Origin of the sequence: Clostridium mobile (genome assembly GCF_018918285.1) — a bacterium.
In the GTDB taxonomy this organism is placed as follows: domain Bacteria; phylum Bacillota; class Clostridia; order Clostridiales; family Clostridiaceae; genus Clostridium_AW; species Clostridium_AW mobile.
On sequence record NZ_JAHLQF010000002.1, the window covers coordinates 385,717 to 406,586 of the forward strand.

Here is a 20,870-nt window from a genome sequence, read left to right on the forward strand (position 1 = left end):
CATTTTTAATCTTATATATAATTAAATATGTAAAAAAGCTAGAAAATACAAAACATTGAAGGTAATTCGCCATCATATTACAATTGTTGATAAATTCTCTGCATTGATATATTATAAACATAAATATATTATAAACATAAGAATGAGAAAAGGGGTAAGGATATGAATTTTAATTTATGTTCAATTCAGGATATCGTTCAGGAATATGCAGAGGTAATAGCTCAGGTGTCTGGCGTGGATGTAGAGGTAGTGGATGAAAAATTATACCGTGTAGCCGGTACAGGCCTTTATGCTGGGGGCGTAAATCAGGACATGTCCTTTGAGGGGTATGTTTATAAGCATATTTTAGATACCGGGGAAACAAAGGTTATTTATAATCCTGGAGAGGATATTTTATGTTTTAACTGCCCAAACTGCAGCAATTGTAAGGAAACCATAGAGATTTCTATGCCAATCAAAGTTGATGAAGAAATTATAGGAATTATAGGACTTGTGGGAAGTAGCACGGACCAAAGGGATTTGATTTTACAAAATGAGAAGCTTTACCTTGAGTTTATTAATCAGATAGCATATTCTATTGCTGCCAAGGCTTCAGATCAGAAGGAAAAAGAAAGTAACCTAGCCGTAATAGCTATCTTAAACAGTGTAATTGATTATACGGAGCAGGGTGTATTGATAATCGGAAAAGGTAATATCATAACAAGAAATAACGAGAGCGCCGAGAAACAATTGGGCATATCCACATTGAAAGGCAAGACCGTGGAAATCATTTATACCGGTGATGAGTTGAACAACATTTCTGAATACAAGATAACAATAGACAATAAAGAGTTATTTATTATGGGAGAGGTGCATCCCTTGGGGATAAGAGATGACCAGTATGCCAGTCTCCTTATATTTAAAAATAGTAAAACTATACATTCTGATTTGTACGAAATGACGGCTACACTTAAAACCCTAGATGCAAAAAATATTATTGGAAGCAGTGAGGCCACAAAAACATTAAAAAGTAATATAAGGAAGGTGGCGGGCTCAAATTCAACGGTGCTGATTACAGGAGAAAGCGGAACCGGTAAGGAAATGGTGGCTACGGCCATATGGAGAGAAAGCGACAGAAGGACTCAGAAATTTGTGGCTGTTAACTGTGCTGCCATCCCCGAATCATTATTGGAAAGCGAGCTTTTTGGATATGTTAAGGGAGCCTTCAGTGGAGCGGATCCAAGGGGAAGAATAGGAAAGTTCGAGCTTGCCAATCAGGGGATAATATTTTTAGATGAAATAGGAGATATGCCTATATATCTTCAAGCCAAGCTGTTAAGAGTACTGCAAGAAAGGACAATTACTCGTATTGGCTCTAATCAGGTAATACCTATAGATGTTCGGGTTATAGCAGCTACTAATAAGGATCTTAAAGATATGATAGAGACAAAAAAGTTCCGAGAAGACCTATATTATAGACTAAATGTTATACCTCTAAGTATTAAGCCTCTTAGAGAAAGAAGAGAGGATATTGAAGAACTTACGGATTATTTTATAAAAAGATATAGCAGCTTGCTTAATAAGCCCTACAGCTATATTGAAAGAAGTACCATGGAGCTGTTAAAAAACCATATGTGGAGAGGAAACGTAAGGGAGCTGGAAAATACCGTTGAATTTATGATTAACATGATGGAAAGCGACGGAGTTTTAAATGATAAAACCCTTCCGGTAGATTTTTTTGAGGATGTTTCCACGGAGGTTGTAATCAGTAATAACCCTAATATAATAACACCTCTTAAGGAACTAGAGCTTAGAGAAATACAGAAGGCCCTAAACATTTTTGGGGACACAACAGAAGGAAAAAGAAAAGCAGCCGCCAGTCTGGGCATTGGATTGACCACCTTTTATAGAAGGTTAGAGGAATTATCAAATAAATGAAGTAATTTTCAAAATGAAAATTCAATTTCAAAAATGAAAAATAATTAAAGTATTAACTTAGACGTTTATTAGCTGGTTCTGTAAACGTCTTTTTTATTTGTCAGGAGATATCCCTTGAAATATGCACCTTCTGAAAGTAACCATGTAAATGTTATCAATAAAAATAGGGTTTTTTAAAATGTTGGCATCATAATTGCTTATATTAATATTGTCATCATAATTACTGAATATTAAATTAATAGTAAATAAAAAAGCTATTAATACTGACAAAATGATATAAGGAGGATGGAAGGATGAAAGAAACCTTTAAGATAGTACAAGCTGAACGCAAAAAAGGACAGAAGTATCCTTTAGGTTTTCTTAGCATTGATACAGCTAAGGAGGTGAAGAGCTTCCACGAAAGTTTCCCGGTTTATACTGAAACACCTCTAAGAGATATGAAGAATCTAGCTAAAGAATTAGGTTTAGGAGCCATATATGTAAAGGATGAATCCTATAGATTTGGATTAAATGCTTTTAAGGTGCTTGGGGGAAGTCTTGCTATAGGAAATTATTTAGCTAAGAGACTTAACAGCAGTATATCAGAAATGCCGCATGAGAGGTTAATATCTGAAGAGGTTAGAAAAGAACTTGGAGATATGGTTTTTGTTACAGCCACTGACGGGAATCATGGAAGAGGAGTAGCCTGGACAGCGAATCAGTTAAAACAGCACTCAGTGGTATATATGCCAAAGGGCAGTGCTAAGGAAAGATTAGACAACATTAGAGCAGAAGGAGCAGAGGCTTCAATAATCGATGGAAACTATGACGAAGCAGTGCGTTTAGCAAATAGAATGGCTGAAGAAAAGGGCTGGGTAATGGTTCAGGATACAGCATGGGAGGGCTATGAAGATATTCCTACATGGATTATTCAGGGATATAGCACCATGGGCTATGAGGCTTATGAACAGCTAAAGAGCTTTGGAGTGGAGAAGCCAACACATATTTTCCTTCAGGCAGGGGTAGGTTCCATGGCCGCTTCTATTACAGGTTTATTCTCAGCTATTTATGGCGAGGACAGACCAATTATAACCATAGTAGAACCTAATAAAGCCGATTGTGTTTACAGAACAGCAGAGGCGGATGACGGAGAGCTACATTTTGTAACAGGTGATATGGATACTATTATGGCAGGTCTTGCTTGTGGTGAGCCATGTACCATAGCTTGGAATATTCTTAAGGACTATGCAGATAACTTTATATCTTGCCCGGACTATACAGCTGCAGAAGGTATGAGGATTTTAGGAAATCCGCCTAGAGGAGATGAAAGGGTTATTTCCGGTGAAAGCGGAGCAGCTACCTTAGGTTGTGTAGCTGAAATAATGACTAACAATAATCTGGCTTGGATTAAAGAAAAGCTTAAGTTAGATGAAAACTCAAGGGTACTATTCTTTAGTACAGAGGGTGATACAGACAAAGAAAACTACAGGGATGTTGTTTGGAATGGAAAGTATCCAAGCTATGAGGACAGATAAATATTACGAGGTGAGAAAAATGTTGAGTAAAGAAAGAGAAGAAAAGGTCATAAATTTATGTCAGGAGCTTATAAGAGCTCAAAGCTACTCAGGACAGGAGGATAAGGTTGCTGAGGTACTAAAAAGAAATTTTGAAGCCCTAGGCTTTGATGATGTAATAATAGATGGCTATGGAAACATTATAGGACATATAAAAGGAAATAAGCCTGGCAAAAAAATACTTTTTGATGGTCATATAGATACAGTTCCAGTAACAAACCCAGAGAAATGGATTTATCCGCCTTTCGCAGCAGAAATTCACGATGAAAAAATTTACGGAAGAGGTGCCTCAGACATGAAGGGCGCTGTAGCTGCAATGGTTTGTGCCGCAGCAAACTTTGCAGAGGACTCTAACAGAGATTTTGCTGGGGATATTTATATAGCAGGAGTGGTTCATGAGGAATGCTTTGAAGGTGTTGCCGCAAGAGCCATAAGTGAAAGAGTAAAGCCTGACTATGTAGTTATAGGAGAAGCCTCTCAGCTTAATATTAAAATCGGACAGAGAGGAAGAGGAGAAATAATAATCGAAACCTTTGGAAAGTCATGTCATTCAGCAAATCCTGAAAAGGGTATCAATGCAGTATATAAGATGACTGAGGTAATTGAGGCTATAAAAACCTTAAAACCAACGCATCATGAGGTTTTAGGTGATGGTATTTTAGAGCTTACAGATATTAGTTCAAGCCCTTATCCAGGAGCTTCAGTAGTACCTGATTACTGCAGAGCTACCTATGACAGAAGACTTTTAGTAGGAGAAACTAAAGAAAGCGTATTGGCACCTATAACAGAGCTTCTTGAAGAGATGATGAAAAAGGATCCTCAGCTTAAAGTTAAGGCTTCTTATTCCATAGGAAAGGAAATATGCTATACTGGCAATGAAATTCAGGGAGAGAGATTCTTCCCGGGCTGGCTCTATGGTGAGAAGGAAGAATTTGTTCAAGCTGTTTACCAGGAAATAAAAGCTATGGGCTTTAATCCTTCCATTACTCAATATAATTTCTGCACTAATGGCAGTCACTATGCAGGGGAGGCTAATATTAAGACTCTTGGTATGGGACCTTCAAAAGAAAATCTTGCACATACATTAAACGAGTACATTGAAATTGAACAGTTAACTTCAGTAACTCAGTGTTACTTTGGAGTTATGAAGGCTTTACTTAAATAAAAATAATAAAATTAATAAATAGGAGGAGTTAATATGAACAGTACACAGATTACAGCATTCGTGATAATTTTGTTATACATGGCGGCAACGGTTGCCCTTGGTCTTATTATATCAAATAGTAAAAAGAAAAAGACAGAAAAGCAGAGTAACGATGATTTCCTTATGGCAGGTAAATCTTTAGGACCTATAGTTCTTGCAGGTACACTCTTTGCGGCTAACACAGGGGGTGCAAGTACCACAGGTGTTGCAACTAATGTTTATACCTATGGACTATCAGCAAGCTGGTATGTTATTGCAGCGGGTATAGGTTTCGTTTTAGTTTCCTTTATCGCTCCTTATTTCAGAAGAACGCAGGCTAATACTGTTCCTGAAATAATCAATAAAAGATATGGTAAACCATCACATATTTTTACAGCAATTACCTCTATTGCTGCTTTGTTTATGGCTACAGGTGCACAGATAATAGCTACTGCTTCAATAATTAATGTTGTTACCGGAGTTGAATTTAATACAGCAGCTATAATTACTACAGCGGTTGTTATCGTCTACACCATGGTAGGAGGCTTCACCTCTGTTACAGCAACAAACGTAATGCACGTTTTATTTATAACCCTTGGAATGACCATAGCTATGGTTGTAGTTGTTAACAATAGTGCCGTTGGTGGTTTCACAGCATTATTTGAAAAGGCAAAGACGGTTACAGGTAGCTCAGGTGAGAATCTAGATCTTTTAAGCATGACTAAAGTAGGATTTCCAACTATAATCGGGTATATTGCTATGTACTTCATGACCTTCCCAACAGGACAGGAAATAGTGCAAACTTACTGTTCTGCAAAGGACGAAAAGTCTGCTAAGTTAGGCTCTCTTATAGCAGGTATTTTATCAGCTGCTTATGCTATCGTTCCTGGCATCATAGGTCTAGTAGCTTATGTATGTATTGATGGCTTTGCAGCAGGTGGTGCCCAGAAAAATGCTTTAGCAGAATCAACACTTACCTTTGCTCCAGCTTGGGTTGCAGGTATAGTACTTGCAGCTATCGTAGCAGCAACCATGAGTAGTGCTTCAGGTAATATGATCGGTACTGCTACAATGTTTACCAACGATATTTTTACACCTTATATAAATAAAGGTGTTAAGGATGATAGTAAAGAAGTTTGGATTTCCCGTGTAACAATGGTAGTAGTTGGTCTTGTGGGACTGGGAGTTGCTTTAACATCTTCAAACATCATTAGCGTTATGATGGGAGCCTTCGCACTAAGAAGTGCAGGACCTTTCGCAGCCTTTATCTGCGGTATTTTCTATAAAAATGTTACACAGAGGGCAGGCTTCATATCAATTGTAACTGGTACTGTTGTAGCTGCTATATGGATTTATGGCTTTAATACACCTTGGGGACTAAATGCAATGGTTCCAGGCGGTATCGTAGCTTTTATAGTAATATTTTTAGTATCAGCAATAGATAGAAAAATGGGTATTCAGCCTGCAAAAGAACTAGAGCTTGATAACTAGATATGTATAATTCATAATCAACTGAAATGTTATCAGCATTAGAAGAAAAATAATATTAAATATATTTTCATAAGAACAATTTTCAGAAAGGGGTTAATATTATGGCTAAATTATTAATTAAGAATGGTACAATAATTGATGGTACAGGAAAAGAAAGATTTAAAGCGGATATAGCAATTGAGAACGATACAATAGTTAAAATAGGTGAAATATCAGAAGGGGATTTTGATAAAGTTATAGATGCAGCTGGTAAAGTAGTATCACCAGGATTTATAGATACTCACAGTCACTCAAGTATGCTTTTATTTAAAGATGCTTTCTTAACACCTAAGATTCGTCAAGGTATTACTACAGAATTAGTAGCTCAAGATGGTATGGGACCAGCTCCAGTTAATGAGGAAACTCTATCACCTTGGATTAAAGCTATGAAAGGTCTAGAAGGAGAATATCCAGTAGATTGGACTTGGAGAAGTGTAGCAGATTATCTAGAATTAATCGAAACTTTAGATTTAGGTCCAAACATTGCATATCTTGCACCACATGGAAATGTAAGAATGGTATCCATGGGACTAGACAACAGAAAGCCAACGGTGGAAGAAATGAAATTAATGCAAGAAAATCTTGCTAAAGCAATAGATGAAGGTGCATTCGGTATGTCAACAGGTATGATTTATCCACCATGTTGCTATGCCCAGATCGATGAATTTATAGAATTAGGAAAGGTTTTACATGAAAAAGGTGGAGTGTTTGTAACTCACCAAAGAAGTGAAGCTGATTCAATCCTAGATTCAATGGAAGAAATATTAACAATAGGAAAAGAAAGTGGATGTAAGGTGCATTTCTCACACTTTAAAGTTTGTGGTAAAAACAATTGGGATAAATTCCCTAAAGTTTTAGCTAGACTTGACGAAGCTAAAAAGGAGGGAATGACAGTATCCTTTGACCAATATCCATATGTAGCAGGAAGTACAATGATGAGCGTTATACTTCCACCTTGGGTACATGATGGAGGTACAGATAAATTAATTGAAAGATTAAAAGACCAAAAATTAAGAGAAAAAATGATAGAAGATATTGAAAATGGTATTCCAGGATGGGACAACTTTGTTGACTTCGCAGGTTTAGAGGGAATCTTTGTTACATTCGTTGGTTCAGAAAAGAACCAAGCTGTAGTAGGTAAAAACCTTATTGAAGTTGGAGAAATCAAAGGTAAAGATCCATTAAATGCAATATTCGATGTAATCATGGAAGAAGAAAATATAGTAGGATTAGTAGACTTCTATGGCACAGAAGAACACGTAAAATTAATAATGAGCCGTCCAGAACAAAATGTTTGTACAGACGGAATTATGGGAGGAAAGCCTCACCCAAGACTACATGGTGCATTCCCAAGAGTACTAGCTAAGTATGTAAGAGAAGAAAAGGCATTTACATTAGAAACAGCAATTCACAAAATGACAGGAAAATCTGCAGATGTACTTGGCTTAACAGATAGGGGGGTATTAAAAGAAGGACTAGCAGCTGATATAGTAGTATTTGATCCTGAAAAGATACAGGATACAGCTGATTATACAGATCCAATTCAATATCCATTAGGAATTGATTATGTATTAGTAAATGGTAAAATTTTAATCAATGAAGGTGAACCACAACCTCAAAAAGCTGGTAAAGTTCTAAAGTTCAAAAAAAGATAATAAATACAATTTAATATTTGAAATACTAATTTATAATTAGTATTTTGAAAGAAGCAGTTGTATTAAATGAAGGTGTTAGAGCTAAGGACATTCATGGAGAAGTAATAAGAATAAAATAGTATAAAATTAAACAACCTCCTATGGTACAACATCTACCATAGGGGGTTTTTGGGGTATGTAAAAATATTGAAAGGTTGGGATTATATGAAGAAATATATGTCGATTGGAACTAAGTTTATTATTGGAGTTTTACTGGTATCCTTAGTATCATACTCACTATGCGGCTTTTATTTGAACAATGTAATTACAAGTAGAATAAATGAAACTACAATTCAAAATACAAATAAAATCTTAGAAGAAGTAGCTAGATATATTGAACATTCAATTATTAACCCTATGACAGAAAATATAAAAATGATTGCCATGGACGAAAGAGTTCAAGATATGGATAATACAATAAATAATTATACTAAATTTAATTCTAATAATTTTACATATAAAGATAGTATTACAGAAAATTCTATTAGTAAGTATTTTGAAAGTATAAAAAAATCTCATAAAGATATAGGGTTTATATTCTTAGGTACTGAACATGGAGGATATATTGAGTATCCTAAGTTCGCACCATCGGAGCCATATAATCCAAAAGATAGACCTTGGTATAAGGATTCTTTAACAAACAAGGATAGTTTTCTAATTGGAAATCCATACCTCACATCTGTATCTAAAGAAATGATTTTAAGCATTACTCACGCAGTTGAAAAAAATGGACAACTTCAGGGGGTTGTTGGAATAGGTGTAAAACTGGAAAGTCTCCAAAAGACCATTGAAAGCATTAAAGTTGGAGAAACAGGATATCTAATAGTTTTAGATAAAAACAATAAAGTTATTGCAAACCCAAAACATGAGGATTGGATATTAAAGACTACAGAAGAAATAGGAATAGATGAGTTAAAAGCGCTAGAGGACAAGGTAGGGCTTAGTACAGATTACAATGCGGATGGAATCCACCAAGTTATGAATGTGGCAATGTTACCTTCTACTGGATGGAAGGTTGTCTCCATTATGGATTATTCAGAAGTTACAAAACAAGCCCGAGCTCTTACAAATACAATAATATTTGCTTTTAGTATTACCTTAATTTTAGTGCTTTTTGCAATAGCACTTATATCTAAAAAATTAACCTTACCTATACATTCTTTAATTAAAACTATGGGAGAAGTAGAAAATGGAAATTTAGATGCAGTAAGTAGGATTGATTCAAATGATGAATTAAAGCTCCTTAGTGATAGTTACAATGCGATGATTGGCAAGGTTAAGGGGATGATAAGTTCAGCAGAAAATATTATTAATGATGTTCAAACATCTGCTGACGAATTAAAACATCTTTCCGTTGCAAATACAGATACCTTTTCGGATATCACCGATTCCTTGAATCAGATAAATATGAGTATGACTAGCCAAACCTATGATTTACAAGACATCAATAAAGCCTCAGAGATTATTTCGAAAAACTCTAGTAATCTAGTAGAGCTATTCGAAGATATGAAAAGTGCTTCTAGCGATGTAATTGATGTTAGTAAAAAGGGAAAAGAAGTAATTAAAATTCTTAAAGATAAGTCAGTAGAAACTGAAAATTTAACGGATTCTTTGTCTAATAGAGTCATAAAATTGGAGGAAAATATTAAAAAGATAGGTGTTATTATTGATACTATTACAAATATTTCTTCTCAAACAAACTTATTAGCTTTGAATGCAGCTATTGAAGCAGCACGTGCAGGTGAGTCAGGAAAAGGGTTTGCAGTAGTTGCTGAAGAAGTAAGGACGCTTGCAGAAGACTCTTCAAGCTCTGCATCAGAAATAAATGCTATTGTAACAGAAATTCAAAAAGAATCCTTAAATCTCCTAAATGAAATGAATAATATATCTCAATTTGTATATTCTCAAAATAGCTCCGTTAATGATACTGAGAATGCCTTTACTAACATTCAAGTTGCCTTAAATGGAGTCATAGAGAAAATTTCAATTTCCTCAGCAACTTCATTAGAAATGTCCACACAAATTGATGGAACACTTAAGAATATTGACTCCTTATCTAATATATCAGCAGAAACACTTGCATCTGTTGAAGAAATATCCTCTGCCTCTAATCAACAAATAACTAGTATGGAAAAGGTAGTGGATGTTTCAAATGACCTAGAAAAACATATTAATAGTTTAAGAGAGCACATATAAAATATAAGAAAGTTTAAATAAAAAAGGACTTACCATTAAATGGTGAGTCCTTCATTCGTCTAAAAAATAAACTATTTACAAACATATCATTTATTGATATAGTATATTTAATGATATATCAATAAATGATATATAGAAAATAGAAAGGATAGTGTTATGCCAAGAAAAGATTCTATTGATATTGGAGAACTAACGGACTCTACTTTTTACATTTTATCTAGTGTTATTGAGGAAAAGCACGGATATTTAATTATGAAAACCATTGAGAAGTTTACTAATAATGAAGTTGTTATCGGTCCTGCAACACTTTATACAACACTTAAAAAGCTTTTAGCAGCAGATTTAGTAGGGTTAAATTCAGACACAGATGGAAATAGAAAAGTATATAAGATAACAGATAAAGGACGAGAGATGCTGAAAAAAGAAATTGAGCGTAAAAAACAGATGGTTAAATTTGCTGAGAATTTTTTGGAGTAGAAAAGAGGAGTATTCATGGAAAGTAAATATGTAATGATTAGTGGGTTTGCCTTTAGTGAAGAAAGTGATATGGAAAAACTAAAAAAATATGCAAGCCAAGGTTGGATATTAGAAGACATAGCAGGAGGTTTTTTCTATAAATTAAAAAAAGATAAACCTCAAGACATAGTATATACTTTAGATTATCAAATGGAGGCAGATGAAGAATATTTTACTTTATTTAAAGAAGCAGGATGGGAACTTGTTATTTCTATAGGAAACCAAATGCACATTTTTTCAGCACCAGCTGGCACTAAACCTATTTATAGTGATAGTCAATCAGAAATAGATAAATATACAAGTATAAGGAATGGAACAAGAAAGGGAACGGTTTATTCTTTAATAATAGGTATAGTTCTAATATGTTTGTTATCTGTTTCCATAATTTCCATAAGACCTATTTCTCTGATTATCTTAGGATTATTAATGATTGATATGGTTGTGTTTGTTTTTAATTTTATGCCTTATTTAATGTATAATTTTAGAATTAAGCAAATAAAAAAATACGGCAAGTGTAATAGTGAAGCAATAGATAATAAAAGTTCATGGAAATTATATGCAATTGCAGGCGTTCTATGGTTAGCTATAGGAATATGGCATTTAATTGGGAAACTATATTTTTCTGCAGTATTTTTTATAATTTTTGGTGCTTTTTTTATTTTTTCAAGTTCAGCCTACTTTAAGAAATATAAAAAGTCTTTATCCGATGACTAGCATCCGTAATACTCCCATCTTCTACAAGTGGGAGATATAAGAACTCTTGAGCTTCAGCGATTTAGAGTTCTTATGCTGTGCATAACGGATGCTACGTCCCTGAATAAGTTCTTCCCCTAAAGGATAAGGATTTCTAAGAAGCAAAGCTTCTAAGAACTCTCTTAATAACCTTCAGTTGGAGTAAGTATTCCTTTTAAGCAAACTCCATCTGAAACTAAGAATCACTTGATAAATTAAAGCATATGAAAGTAAATTCCTAGTGAATATTCACTAGGAATTTACTATGTTAAGAAATTATTTGTTTTTTAATTAAGCAGTAATTTCTCTAGCAATTCTTCTAGTAGCAGATTTTATTTGAGGAAGCAGAGATACAGCTATACATATAACTGTTTCAGTTCCTATTAGAAGACCATTTACTGATAAAGAATATATAGCAGGATGCATTCCTGCTGGGGCATAGCTACCGAAGAATATAACTCCAGATAGGAAGTGAAAAAACATTCTTCCAAGTCCTCCTGCTAAAGAAGATAAAACTAAATTATTTCTAAATAGACCAGCAAGCCCTATAGCTCCGAAAGCTAATGGAAAGTCTAAAAAAACCTGTGCCCAGTGAACTATATAAGGATCTTGAATAAATTGTAATAATCCATAAGCTGTTCCAACTATGATACTTGGTATAGCTCCAAACATTGATGAAAAAACCATAATTGGCAACATACTAGCAGGAGTTATACTACCACCTTGTGGCCATGAAAATAGCTTCATATAAGATAATACAAAAGATAGAGAAATGCATAAGCTACCATATACTAACATTTTAATGCTAAACTTAGTTTCATTTTTCTTTTTTAAGCCCATTATAGATAACAATATAAGTAAAGTTAATATTACCAAAGTTACAGGCTTAAATTCTAAAAACTCCTTTAAAACTTCACTATTAAATTCTGGCATAAAAAAACCTCCTTAAGATTTAATTATAATCGCTGGAGGATACGAAGACTCACGCTTTCCTACGCAGGTATTATCCTGTTACAGGTTCAAAGGGTCCACCGAAGTGTCTCAGCAAAAGCTCCCCTAGCGATTAAATATATTATTTTCGTTTAAATATTAGCATGTATTATTAAAAAAGTCAAATTACGTGATTTTTGCAGAATAATATTAACAAGCTCAATTCACTATTTTCCTCGCAAGAACCCTCAGGGGTCGTTAACATGATCATGTACATATGTTACTAGAAGAAGGTAGTAAAATTTGAAGGCTTCATTGACCAAATAATTGTAAATTAGTATAATTCAATTTGAATAATAGAATATTTTCCTTAAAAACAAATATAGGTATTAATAGTATGAAAAAGTATAAATATAAATTTTAAGGTATTGGAGAAAATAAATGAATAATTATGATTATAAAAAGGAAACAAAAAAAACATATTCTTGGCCTGTAATTATAATGTTTACTATAGTGTTTTGGCCATTTGGATTTTACTTAATATACAAGAAACTTAACTCTAATAATAAGGAGAAATTTGTAAGATATATATCATATTTCTGCTTTTTTATGACTGTGGCAGGTATACTGGCGACATTAACCTCCCCAGAGGATGCAACAGAAAGTATTCCACCTACTATAGTTTTCTTTGTTATAGGACTAGCATTGTTTAGGCTTTATAAAAAACTTATTTTTAAGGCTGAAAAACATGAAAGATATATTTCTATGATTATAGATGGAAAAGAATTTATTATAGATAATATTGCAGGGGCTATGTCTCTACCTGTACATGCTGTAAAAAAAGATTTAAAAGATATGATTAATAAAGGATATTTCCAAGGTGCCTATATAAATGATATTACTAACGAAATAGTTTTCCCAAAACCAAATAAGAAAAATGTCAATGAGACTACACCTAACTATGAGCCGAAAATTCAGGCGAAAGCTGTAACATGTAAAGGTTGTGGAGCTCCTAATAGGGTGACTACTAGTGTTGCAGAATGCGAATATTGTGGATCACCACTATAGAACAATACTTAAAAATAGACGTTAAATAATTAAAATAATATTTAAAATCTCAGATAGAGTAGAAGAACTATCTGAGATTTTTTCTATACCATAGATATGAAAATATCTCGATAGTATAATATGTGTAATAGATATATTATACTATCCTTATAGGATGAGTATATAATTATGAAAAACTTAGAAAATAGTAAGGTAAGTAAAAGGGAGGTTTTTATGAATAATGTTACATATGAAAAAGTAAATTTAAATCAAAATCTACCTGCATTTATAAGGTACGTTGGTAAAGAGAATTTTGATACGGCAAAATATTCTTATATACCTCCCCATTGGCATAGAAGTATAGAAATCACATTTGTTACCGAAGGGAAAGTAGCAGGGGTTATTAATGGTAAAAGCATTAATGTGAAGAGTGGAGAGTTCATTTTTGTGAATAGTGGAGATGTGCATGAAATTGAGAAATATCCAGATCAACCATCTGGAGCTGTGATTTTGATTTTATCCTATGAATTTATAAAAAAATTATATCCTAATATTGATAATATTAGATTAGATATTATGAAGTCAAATTTTAAAAAAGATAGGTTACGAGAAATATTCTTAGAAATGAAAGAATTTTGTTTGCATCCAAAAGAATTAGATTATATTAAAGTAAATTCATATATTTATGAAATTCTCTATATTTTATTATCTAATTGTATAATTTCTAAAGAGCGGGATTATACAAAAAATTATTTTAAATATAGAGAAAAGCAAAAAGAAATATTGACTTATATTAGTGAAAATTATAAAGAAGAGCTAACATTAGAACGTATATCTAAACATTTTTATATGAGTAATGAATATTTCTCAAGAAAATTTCGTGAATGGTTTGGTATTACTTATAAAGCATATTTAAGTAATTTTAGGCTTCATAAAGCCTATGAAGATATAATAAACAGTGAGGTAAATATTCAAGATATTGCAATTTTTCATGGCTTTTCAAATGTAAAGTCTTTTATAAACTTATTTAAGAAAAAGTATAAAATGACTCCTTTGAAATATCGTCAATATTTAAAAGAATCAAAAAATGACATTAAAATGGGCAAAAAAGAACAACAATAATTCAATAAAAAATGATAACCTTTAAATAAGGAAAAAGAATGGGCATAATTGATTGAAAATAAAGAATGTGCCTAATTCTAAAAGGTTATGAAAACGTTTTAAGTAATTGTATGTAAAGAGATTTCTAAAAGAATAAAATATTAAATATTGGAGAGGTGTAAAATGAAAGAATATACAAGAAAAGAAATAGATAATTATATATATGTGAAAAATCATGGTGGAAAAGATATAGCATATGCAAAGAGCTCAGGGGTTGAAATTCTAGAAGAAGATGGATATTATTTTAAAGATTTAAATAAGAATGGAAAATTAGATCCATATGAAGATTGGAGATTGCCCATAGAAGATAGAATTAATGATTTAGTAAATCAGATGAGCATTGAGCAAATTGCAGGTTTGATGTTATATAGCCAGCATCAAGCAGTGTCTACTGGTGAGGGTTTATTTGCAAGGATGTTTTCAGGTACCTATGATGGGAAATCATTAAAAGAAAGTGGGAAGAAAATTAGTGATTTAACTGATCAACAGAAGAAGTTTTTAACTGAAGACAACTTACGTCATATTCTTTTGACAGTTGTTGATGATGCTAAAACAGCAGCAAAATGGAATAATAATATTCAAGCTTTTGTAGAAGGAATGGACCTAGGCATTCCAAACAATATTAGTTCAGATCCTCGTCATACTCCAAATGCAGATACTGAATTTAATGCAGGATCAGGAGGGAAAATATCAAAATGGCCAGAACCATTAGGTTTAGCCGCTACCTTTGATCCAGAACTAGTTAGACGTTTTGGACAGGTGGCTTCAAAGGAATATCGCTGTTTAGGGATTTCAACAGCATTATCACCTCAGGTAGACATAGCAACAGAACCTAGGTGGATGAGATTTAGTGGAACTTTCGGTGACGACAGTAAGTTATCAGCTGATATGGCAGAAGCCTATTGTGATGGTTTTCAAACTGATGAAGAAACTGGTCAGTGGGGAGCAGAAAGTGTAAATGCAATGGTTAAACATTGGCCAGGAGGTGGAAGCGGAGAAGGCGGAAGAGACGCTCACTTTGGATATGGAAAGTTCGCAGTTTATCCAGGTAATAACTTTGAAGAGCACTTAATACCATTTACTGAAGGTGCATTTAAGCTGAAAAATGGTACAAAACAAGCATCTGCAGTAATGCCATATTATACAATTTCTTATGATGTAGATATAATAAATAACGAAAATGTTGGAAATTCATATAGTAAGTATTTAATTACAGATTTATTACGTAATAAATATAAATATGATGGAGTTGTATGTACCGACTGGATGATTACAAAGGATTGTCCGGATATAGCATCCTTTATGGTGGGAAAATGCTGGGGAGTAGAAACAATGAGTGAAGCACAACGTCATTATAAAATATTAATGGCTGGTGTAGATCAATTTGGTGGAAATAATGAAATGCAACCAATTATAGATGCTTATGAAATTGGAATTAAAGAGCATGGAGAAACCTTTATGAGGGAACGTTTTGAAAGAAGTGCCAAGCGTTTACTTAAGAATATATTTAGCACTGGTTTATTCGAAAATCCTTATGTAGATCCTGATTATTCGGAAACACTTGTTGGTAATAAGGAATTTATGCAAGAGGGTTATGATGCTCAAGTTAAATCTGTAGTAATGTTAAAAAATAAGGATAATGTTTTACCTATTTGCAATAAAAAGAAGGTTTATATTCCTAAGCGTAGGGTAAAAGAAGGTGTGGATTGGTTTGGAAATGTAATACCAGCCCATGAGGTATTCCCAGTTAAGGATACAACTGTTGAAAGATATTATACATTAGTTGAAACTCCAGAAGAAGCGGATTTTGCATTGGTATTTATTGAATCACCAGATAGCGTAGGATACAAAGAAAAAGAGGGATATGTTCCTATAACTCTTCAATACCGTCCATACACTGCTGAGTTTGGAAGAAAAGAAAGTATTGCACAAGATAAAAATGATGTAATTAAAAATCGTAGTTACTTAGGCAAGAGTAATACATGTAGCAATGAACAAGATTTAGATATTATTTTAGAAACGAAGGCAGCTATGAAAGATAAGCCTGTAATAGTTTCTATGAATTGTAAGAATCCTACCGTTGTAGAAGAGTTTGAAAGCAAGGTTCAGGGGATTTTAATAAACTTCAATGTGCAATTAGAAGCAATTTTAGATATTGTTTCAGGAAAAGAAGAGCCAAGTGGATTACTACCTTTCCAAATGCCAAAAGATATGAAAACTGTAGAAGAACAATTTGAAGATGTTTCACATGATATGGAATGTTATGTTGATGAAGAAGGGCATAGTTATGACTTTGCTTATGGAATGAATTATAGCGGTGTAATTCAAGATGATCGTGTGAAAAAATATAAGAAATAGAAAGAAGATGAGTAAAAATGAGCAGAAAATATTCTCAAGAATTATTAGAAAAAATTATAGATAAACAAGAAATAGTTAAAGTTAAAGGGGCAGAAGTTCTAGTAAAAAACATACCTGATAGTGATGAGAGAGGGGTAATGGATCCGCGTTTTTATAATGATATGAAAATGCAAATGACTTTGATGAAATTTATGCCTAAAAAATTATTGAAAATGGATACTTCTCCAAAATCAATTGGCAAATTAAGAAAGATGTTTGGTGGAATTAAGAGTAGCCCAATAGTTGAAAAGAAGATTGATATTATTCATGAAACTGTAGAAGCAGCAGATGGATATAAAGTACCAGTACGTATTTACAAATCTGAAACTGCAAAGGAAAATTCACCAATTCTTTATTATATTCATGGAGGTGGATTCTTTGGCGGTTCACCTGATGTTGTTGAAGAATTAGTAAAATTAATTGTTGAAAAGACAGATATTTTAGCAGTATCAGTTGACTATCGTTTATGTCCAGAAAATCCATATCCAATAGGTCATGAAGATTGCTATTCAGTATTAAAATGGATTTATGATAAAGCGGAAAGTCTTGGTGGTAATAAAAATAATATTTTCGTAGCAGGTGACAGTGCTGGTGGAAACTTAACTCAATACTGTACTACAAAAGATATGGAGCAGGGATTAGGTATGGTAACAGGACAATTGTTGCTTTATCCTACTTTAAACATGGCAAACGTTGAAGATGAATTCTTCAAATGGAGTAGAGATGAATATGAGATTTCTCCAAAGTATAAATCCGGTATAGAAATGATGCTAGGAATGTTTGAAGGATTATCAGGAGGTTTAAGCGATGTTTTAGGTACTACTGATACTAAAAATGAATACCTAAATCCATATATTAGAGACCCTAAAGGACTTCCTCCAACATTTATTACCGTTGGAGAATATGATTTTCTAAAAGTAGAATGTTTAGCATATGCTGCAAAACTTACTAAGGCAGGTGTTGAAACAAAAACCGTATTATATAAAGGCTTAGGGCATGCTTATGGAGACAATGTAGGAGTTTACCCACAAAGTGAGGATTGTGCAATTGAAATGGGTAATTTCATTCTAAAATATAGTAAATAAATAGTAAATAATAGATAGTAGATAGTAGATAAATAATAGATAAAAGAAGAAGGAAATGAAACATGAAAACCTGGACAATACAGAAATGTGTTGTCCAGGTTTTAGTTTTCAATTACTCCTTAACATAACTTTTTTACTTACGGTAAGATGAACCGCATCTATGGAGAATCAAAATTATTATAGTTAATTAACGAGGAAAATATGAGAAATTGTGGTATAATATTTAATAATTATTATTAAGTAATAAAGGAGAAGTTATAAGATGATACAAGTAAAAGATTTAAGTGTTGATAGTTTACAATGTACTGTTACTTTAGCATATGAAGATCAAGAAATAAATAGTAAGATTTTAGAGAAGTTGAAGTTGAAAAAAGTATTTGAAGGAAAAAGGGAACAAATATTTTATAGAACGACTAATGATTTAAATTATGAGATTTTTGTAGGATTAGGTAAATATAAAGAGGTAGAAAGAAATGACTTTGTAAATGCAATTGCTAAAGCTATGAAACAAGCTGAAAAGTTAAATGTAGACAACCTTGGTATTTATTTTATAAAAGCTAAAGAGTTATGCACAGGTGGTATTACGAAAGCTATAGTAGAAGGTGTTAAATTATCAGGCTACAAATTCAGTAAGTATAATAAAGGGAAAGAAAGCTATAATCCACATGTAACTATATTAGGTGCACCAAAGGAAAAGACAGGAAAGATGGCAGAAAAGATAGCAGAAGCTAGCAATGTTATTGATGGTGTGATTTTAGCTCGTGATCTTGTAAATGAACCTGCTAACATATTGTATCCAGAAACTTTAGCAGAACGTGCAGCCTTAGTTGGAAAAGAAAGTGGCTTTGAAGTAGAAATATTTGATAAAAATGAAATAGAAAAATTAGGAATGAAGGCATTTTTAGAGGTTGCAAAAGGATCTATTCATAAACCCAAATTAATAGTTATGAGATATATGGGTAATCCCAAGAGTAATGAAAAAATTGGACTTGTAGGTAAAGGTCTTACTTTTGATACAGGTGGATATTCTCTTAAGCCAACATCATCCATGGACACTATGAAAAATGACATGGGTGGAGCAGCTGCTGTTATCGGTACAATGCAAGCATTAGCAAAGAATAAAGTGCAAAAGAATGTAATAGCGGTAGTAGCAGCTTGTGAAAATGCTATTTCAGGTGGAAGCTATAAACCAGGAGATATTATTGGGTCTATGGCAGGTAAGACCATAGAAGTGTTAAATACAGATGCAGAGGGTAGATTAACATTAATTGATGCTATCACTTATATTATTAAAAAAGAAAATGTAGAAAAATTAGTAGATCTAGCAACCCTTACAGGAGCAGTATTAGTAGCACTTGGTACTGAAATAACAGGAGTAATAAGTAATGATGATGCTTTTTATGATGAGTTATTAGTAGCAGCAAAGAGAAGTGGAGAAAAATTCTGGAGACTTCCAAATGATAAGTGCTTTAAAAAATTATATAAGGGTAACTTTGCAGAACTTAAAAATACTGGTGGACGTAATGCTGGAACAATTACAGCTGGTATGTTTATAGAAGAGTTTGTGCAAGATAAGCCATGGTTACATTTAGATATTGCAGGAACTGCTTGGACAGATGATGGAAATGATTGTACACCTAAGGGAGGAACAGGAGCACCTGTTAAAACATTATATGAACTTATTGTAAAAGATGTATGCGAACATTCTAAATAAATATAGTATATCCAAATCTATAAAATACTGAGCTTTACACAAAAAATGAGTTTTGTAAGGTGCTGCTCAAGAATCAAGATTGTCTGCAGGTATAGGAATCCATTTAAGTGGAAAAATAACGCTAACACTTGAGTAAATTTTAAGGAGTGGTTATATGAGTATTTATACTAGAACTGGAGATAAGGGAACTACAGCTTTATTTGGTGGCAGCAGAATAGAGAAAGATAGTCTAAAAGTTGAAGCCTATGGAACTATAGATGAATTAATCTCTAATATGGGGGTAGCTTCTTCCTTTATAAAAGATGAGGAACTTAAAGCTGAATTAGTAGATATACAAAAGAAGTTATTTGTATTAGGTGCAGAACTTGCCAGTGATGAAAATGGGATTAAACATCTAAAGGAACAAATTGAGCAGAACGATATAGATAATTTAGAAAAAATTATAGATAAGTATATGGGAAAAGCGGGCCCTTTTAATGGGTTTGTAACTCCAGGAAAAAATATTCAGTCAGCTATGTTGCATGTATCTAGAACTGTGGCAAGAAGGGCTGAGAGAGTAATAATAACTTTCAGCAAAGAAGATAAGGTTAGGGAAGATGTTAGAAAGTATGTAAATCGACTTTCAGATGCCTTATATGCTATGGCTAGATTTGAAGAAGAAAAATAGTGGTAAGCAAGTCTTTCCTTTCTTCGTTTCTATTATAAATTAATTATATCATATTATTTAAATAGCATTTGATGCTTCAAACAGCAAATATAGTTGTATTAGAAATTATGAAAATAAAATAAGGGTACTATGTGCAAATAGCACAAGTACCCTTATTTTATATATTTCTTTAAATATTGTCCTGTTAGGGAGGACTTACAATTTATCAAATCTTTTGGTGTTCCTTCAAACATTATATTACCACCATTTTGTCCTGCAAGGGGGCATAAATCAATAATCCAATTCCCTTGACTAATCACATCTAGATTATGCTCTATAACAATTACTGTTCTGCCTTGGTCCACAAGGCGATTTAAAATTTTAAGAAGTTGTGATATATCGGACATATGAAGTCCTGTGGTAGGCTCATCTAACACATAAACATTTCCTCTGCTCTCCAATTCTTCCTCAGTAAAATCTTTAATTTTCTTATCATTATCAAAAGAAACTGACGGTAGCTATAGAAAATTATACCATATAGTATTTTAATTATTTTCCGATATATAAAG

At 33.0% G+C, this 20,870-nt stretch carries 15 protein-coding genes, 1 pseudogene and 1 riboswitch; of the genes and pseudogenes, 14 read left to right on the forward strand and 2 right to left on the reverse strand.

Annotated features, from left to right (window positions below):
• The first annotated feature begins 162 nt into the window (after positions 1-162).
• From KQI86_RS07895 to KQI86_RS07930, 8 genes are all read left to right on the forward strand, one after another.
• On the forward strand, positions 163-1,917 hold the full coding sequence (locus tag KQI86_RS07895) for a sigma 54-interacting transcriptional regulator (protein ID WP_216438736.1): 1,755 nt from the start codon (positions 163-165) through the stop codon (positions 1,915-1,917).
• 293 nt (positions 1,918-2,210) lie between these two features.
• Entirely contained in the window at positions 2,211-3,431 is a 1,221-nt protein-coding gene (gene dpaL / locus KQI86_RS07900) for a diaminopropionate ammonia-lyase (protein WP_216438737.1), read from the forward strand.
• A 19-nt stretch (positions 3,432-3,450) separates the two neighbouring features.
• Positions 3,451-4,635, forward strand: a complete 1,185-nt coding sequence (locus KQI86_RS07905; protein ID WP_216439526.1) for a YgeY family selenium metabolism-linked hydrolase — start codon at positions 3,451-3,453, stop codon at positions 4,633-4,635.
• Between the two features lie 33 nt (positions 4,636-4,668).
• A complete protein-coding gene (locus KQI86_RS07910) occupies positions 4,669-6,144 on the forward strand; it encodes a sodium:solute symporter family protein (protein WP_216438738.1) in 1,476 nt (491 codons plus the stop codon).
• A gap of 101 nt (positions 6,145-6,245) precedes the next feature.
• On the forward strand, positions 6,246-7,838 hold the full coding sequence (locus KQI86_RS07915) for an N-acyl-D-amino-acid deacylase family protein (protein ID WP_216438739.1): 1,593 nt from the start codon (positions 6,246-6,248) through the stop codon (positions 7,836-7,838).
• A gap of 204 nt (positions 7,839-8,042) precedes the next feature.
• Positions 8,043-10,073 (forward strand): methyl-accepting chemotaxis protein, encoded by a 2,031-nt coding sequence (locus KQI86_RS07920; RefSeq protein ID WP_216438740.1) that lies wholly within the window; start codon positions 8,043-8,045, stop codon positions 10,071-10,073.
• Between the two features lie 156 nt (positions 10,074-10,229).
• Positions 10,230-10,550, forward strand: a complete 321-nt coding sequence (locus KQI86_RS07925; RefSeq protein ID WP_216438741.1) for a PadR family transcriptional regulator — start codon at positions 10,230-10,232, stop codon at positions 10,548-10,550.
• Between the two features lie 15 nt (positions 10,551-10,565).
• A complete protein-coding gene (locus tag KQI86_RS07930) occupies positions 10,566-11,303 on the forward strand; it encodes a DUF2812 domain-containing protein (protein WP_216438742.1) in 738 nt (245 codons plus the stop codon).
• Between the two features lie 309 nt (positions 11,304-11,612).
• Here KQI86_RS07930 and thiT read toward each other — a convergent pair whose 3' ends face one another.
• Positions 11,613-12,254, reverse strand: coding sequence for an energy-coupled thiamine transporter ThiT (thiT, locus tag KQI86_RS07935; protein ID WP_216438743.1), 642 nt, complete (start codon positions 12,252-12,254; stop codon positions 11,613-11,615).
• Between the two features lie 39 nt (positions 12,255-12,293).
• A riboswitch (TPP riboswitch) is annotated at positions 12,294-12,389 on the reverse strand.
• A gap of 303 nt (positions 12,390-12,692) precedes the next feature.
• On the opposite strand from thiT, the gene KQI86_RS07940 reads away from it, so the two are divergent.
• From KQI86_RS07940 to KQI86_RS07965, 6 genes are all read left to right on the forward strand, one after another.
• On the forward strand, positions 12,693-13,319 hold the full coding sequence (locus KQI86_RS07940; protein WP_216438744.1) for a hypothetical protein: 627 nt from the start codon (positions 12,693-12,695) through the stop codon (positions 13,317-13,319).
• A gap of 213 nt (positions 13,320-13,532) precedes the next feature.
• Positions 13,533-14,420, forward strand: coding sequence for an AraC family transcriptional regulator (locus KQI86_RS07945; protein ID WP_216438745.1), 888 nt, complete (start codon positions 13,533-13,535; stop codon positions 14,418-14,420).
• A gap of 162 nt (positions 14,421-14,582) precedes the next feature.
• Positions 14,583-16,817: a glycoside hydrolase family 3 protein gene (locus KQI86_RS07950; RefSeq protein ID WP_216438746.1), complete on the forward strand. Its 2,235-nt coding sequence runs from the start codon at positions 14,583-14,585 to the stop codon at positions 16,815-16,817.
• A 17-nt stretch (positions 16,818-16,834) separates the two neighbouring features.
• Entirely contained in the window at positions 16,835-17,941 is a 1,107-nt protein-coding gene (locus tag KQI86_RS07955; RefSeq protein ID WP_216438747.1) for an alpha/beta hydrolase, read from the forward strand.
• 262 nt (positions 17,942-18,203) lie between these two features.
• On the forward strand, positions 18,204-19,655 hold the full coding sequence (locus KQI86_RS07960) for a leucyl aminopeptidase (RefSeq protein WP_216438748.1): 1,452 nt from the start codon (positions 18,204-18,206) through the stop codon (positions 19,653-19,655).
• Between the two features lie 154 nt (positions 19,656-19,809).
• A complete protein-coding gene (locus KQI86_RS07965) occupies positions 19,810-20,322 on the forward strand; it encodes a cob(I)yrinic acid a,c-diamide adenosyltransferase (protein WP_216438749.1) in 513 nt (170 codons plus the stop codon).
• 152 nt (positions 20,323-20,474) lie between these two features.
• Here the strand turns inward: KQI86_RS07965 and KQI86_RS07970 are convergent.
• Positions 20,475-20,765, reverse strand: a pseudogene (locus KQI86_RS07970) (excinuclease ABC subunit UvrA); the annotation flags it as partial.
• Positions 20,766-20,870 lie beyond the last annotated feature (105 nt).

Excerpts from the sequence above, each read along its gene's own strand:
- KQI86_RS07920 (WP_216438740.1), top strand. The coding sequence starts at position 8,043 with ATGAAGAAATATATGTCGATTGGAACTAAGTTTATTATTGGAGTTTTA.
- KQI86_RS07910 (WP_216438738.1), top strand. The coding sequence starts at position 4,669 with ATGAACAGTACACAGATTACAGCATTCGTGATAATTTTGTTATACATG.
- KQI86_RS07950 (WP_216438746.1), top strand. The coding sequence starts at position 14,583 with ATGAAAGAATATACAAGAAAAGAAATAGATAATTATATATATGTGAAA.
- KQI86_RS07895 (WP_216438736.1), top strand. The coding sequence starts at position 163 with ATGAATTTTAATTTATGTTCAATTCAGGATATCGTTCAGGAATATGCA.
- dpaL (WP_216438737.1), top strand. The coding sequence starts at position 2,211 with ATGAAAGAAACCTTTAAGATAGTACAAGCTGAACGCAAAAAAGGACAG.
- KQI86_RS07945 (WP_216438745.1), top strand. The coding sequence starts at position 13,533 with ATGAATAATGTTACATATGAAAAAGTAAATTTAAATCAAAATCTACCT.
- KQI86_RS07960 (WP_216438748.1), top strand. The coding sequence starts at position 18,204 with ATGATACAAGTAAAAGATTTAAGTGTTGATAGTTTACAATGTACTGTT.
- KQI86_RS07915 (WP_216438739.1), top strand. The coding sequence starts at position 6,246 with ATGGCTAAATTATTAATTAAGAATGGTACAATAATTGATGGTACAGGA.
- KQI86_RS07930 (WP_216438742.1), top strand. The coding sequence starts at position 10,566 with ATGGAAAGTAAATATGTAATGATTAGTGGGTTTGCCTTTAGTGAAGAA.
- KQI86_RS07925 (WP_216438741.1), top strand. The coding sequence starts at position 10,230 with ATGCCAAGAAAAGATTCTATTGATATTGGAGAACTAACGGACTCTACT.
- KQI86_RS07955 (WP_216438747.1), top strand. The coding sequence starts at position 16,835 with ATGAGCAGAAAATATTCTCAAGAATTATTAGAAAAAATTATAGATAAA.
- KQI86_RS07940 (WP_216438744.1), top strand. The coding sequence starts at position 12,693 with ATGAATAATTATGATTATAAAAAGGAAACAAAAAAAACATATTCTTGG.
- KQI86_RS07965 (WP_216438749.1), top strand. The coding sequence starts at position 19,810 with ATGAGTATTTATACTAGAACTGGAGATAAGGGAACTACAGCTTTATTT.
- KQI86_RS07905 (WP_216439526.1), top strand. The coding sequence starts at position 3,451 with ATGTTGAGTAAAGAAAGAGAAGAAAAGGTCATAAATTTATGTCAGGAG.
- thiT (WP_216438743.1), bottom strand. The coding sequence starts at position 12,254 with ATGCCAGAATTTAATAGTGAAGTTTTAAAGGAGTTTTTAGAATTTAAG.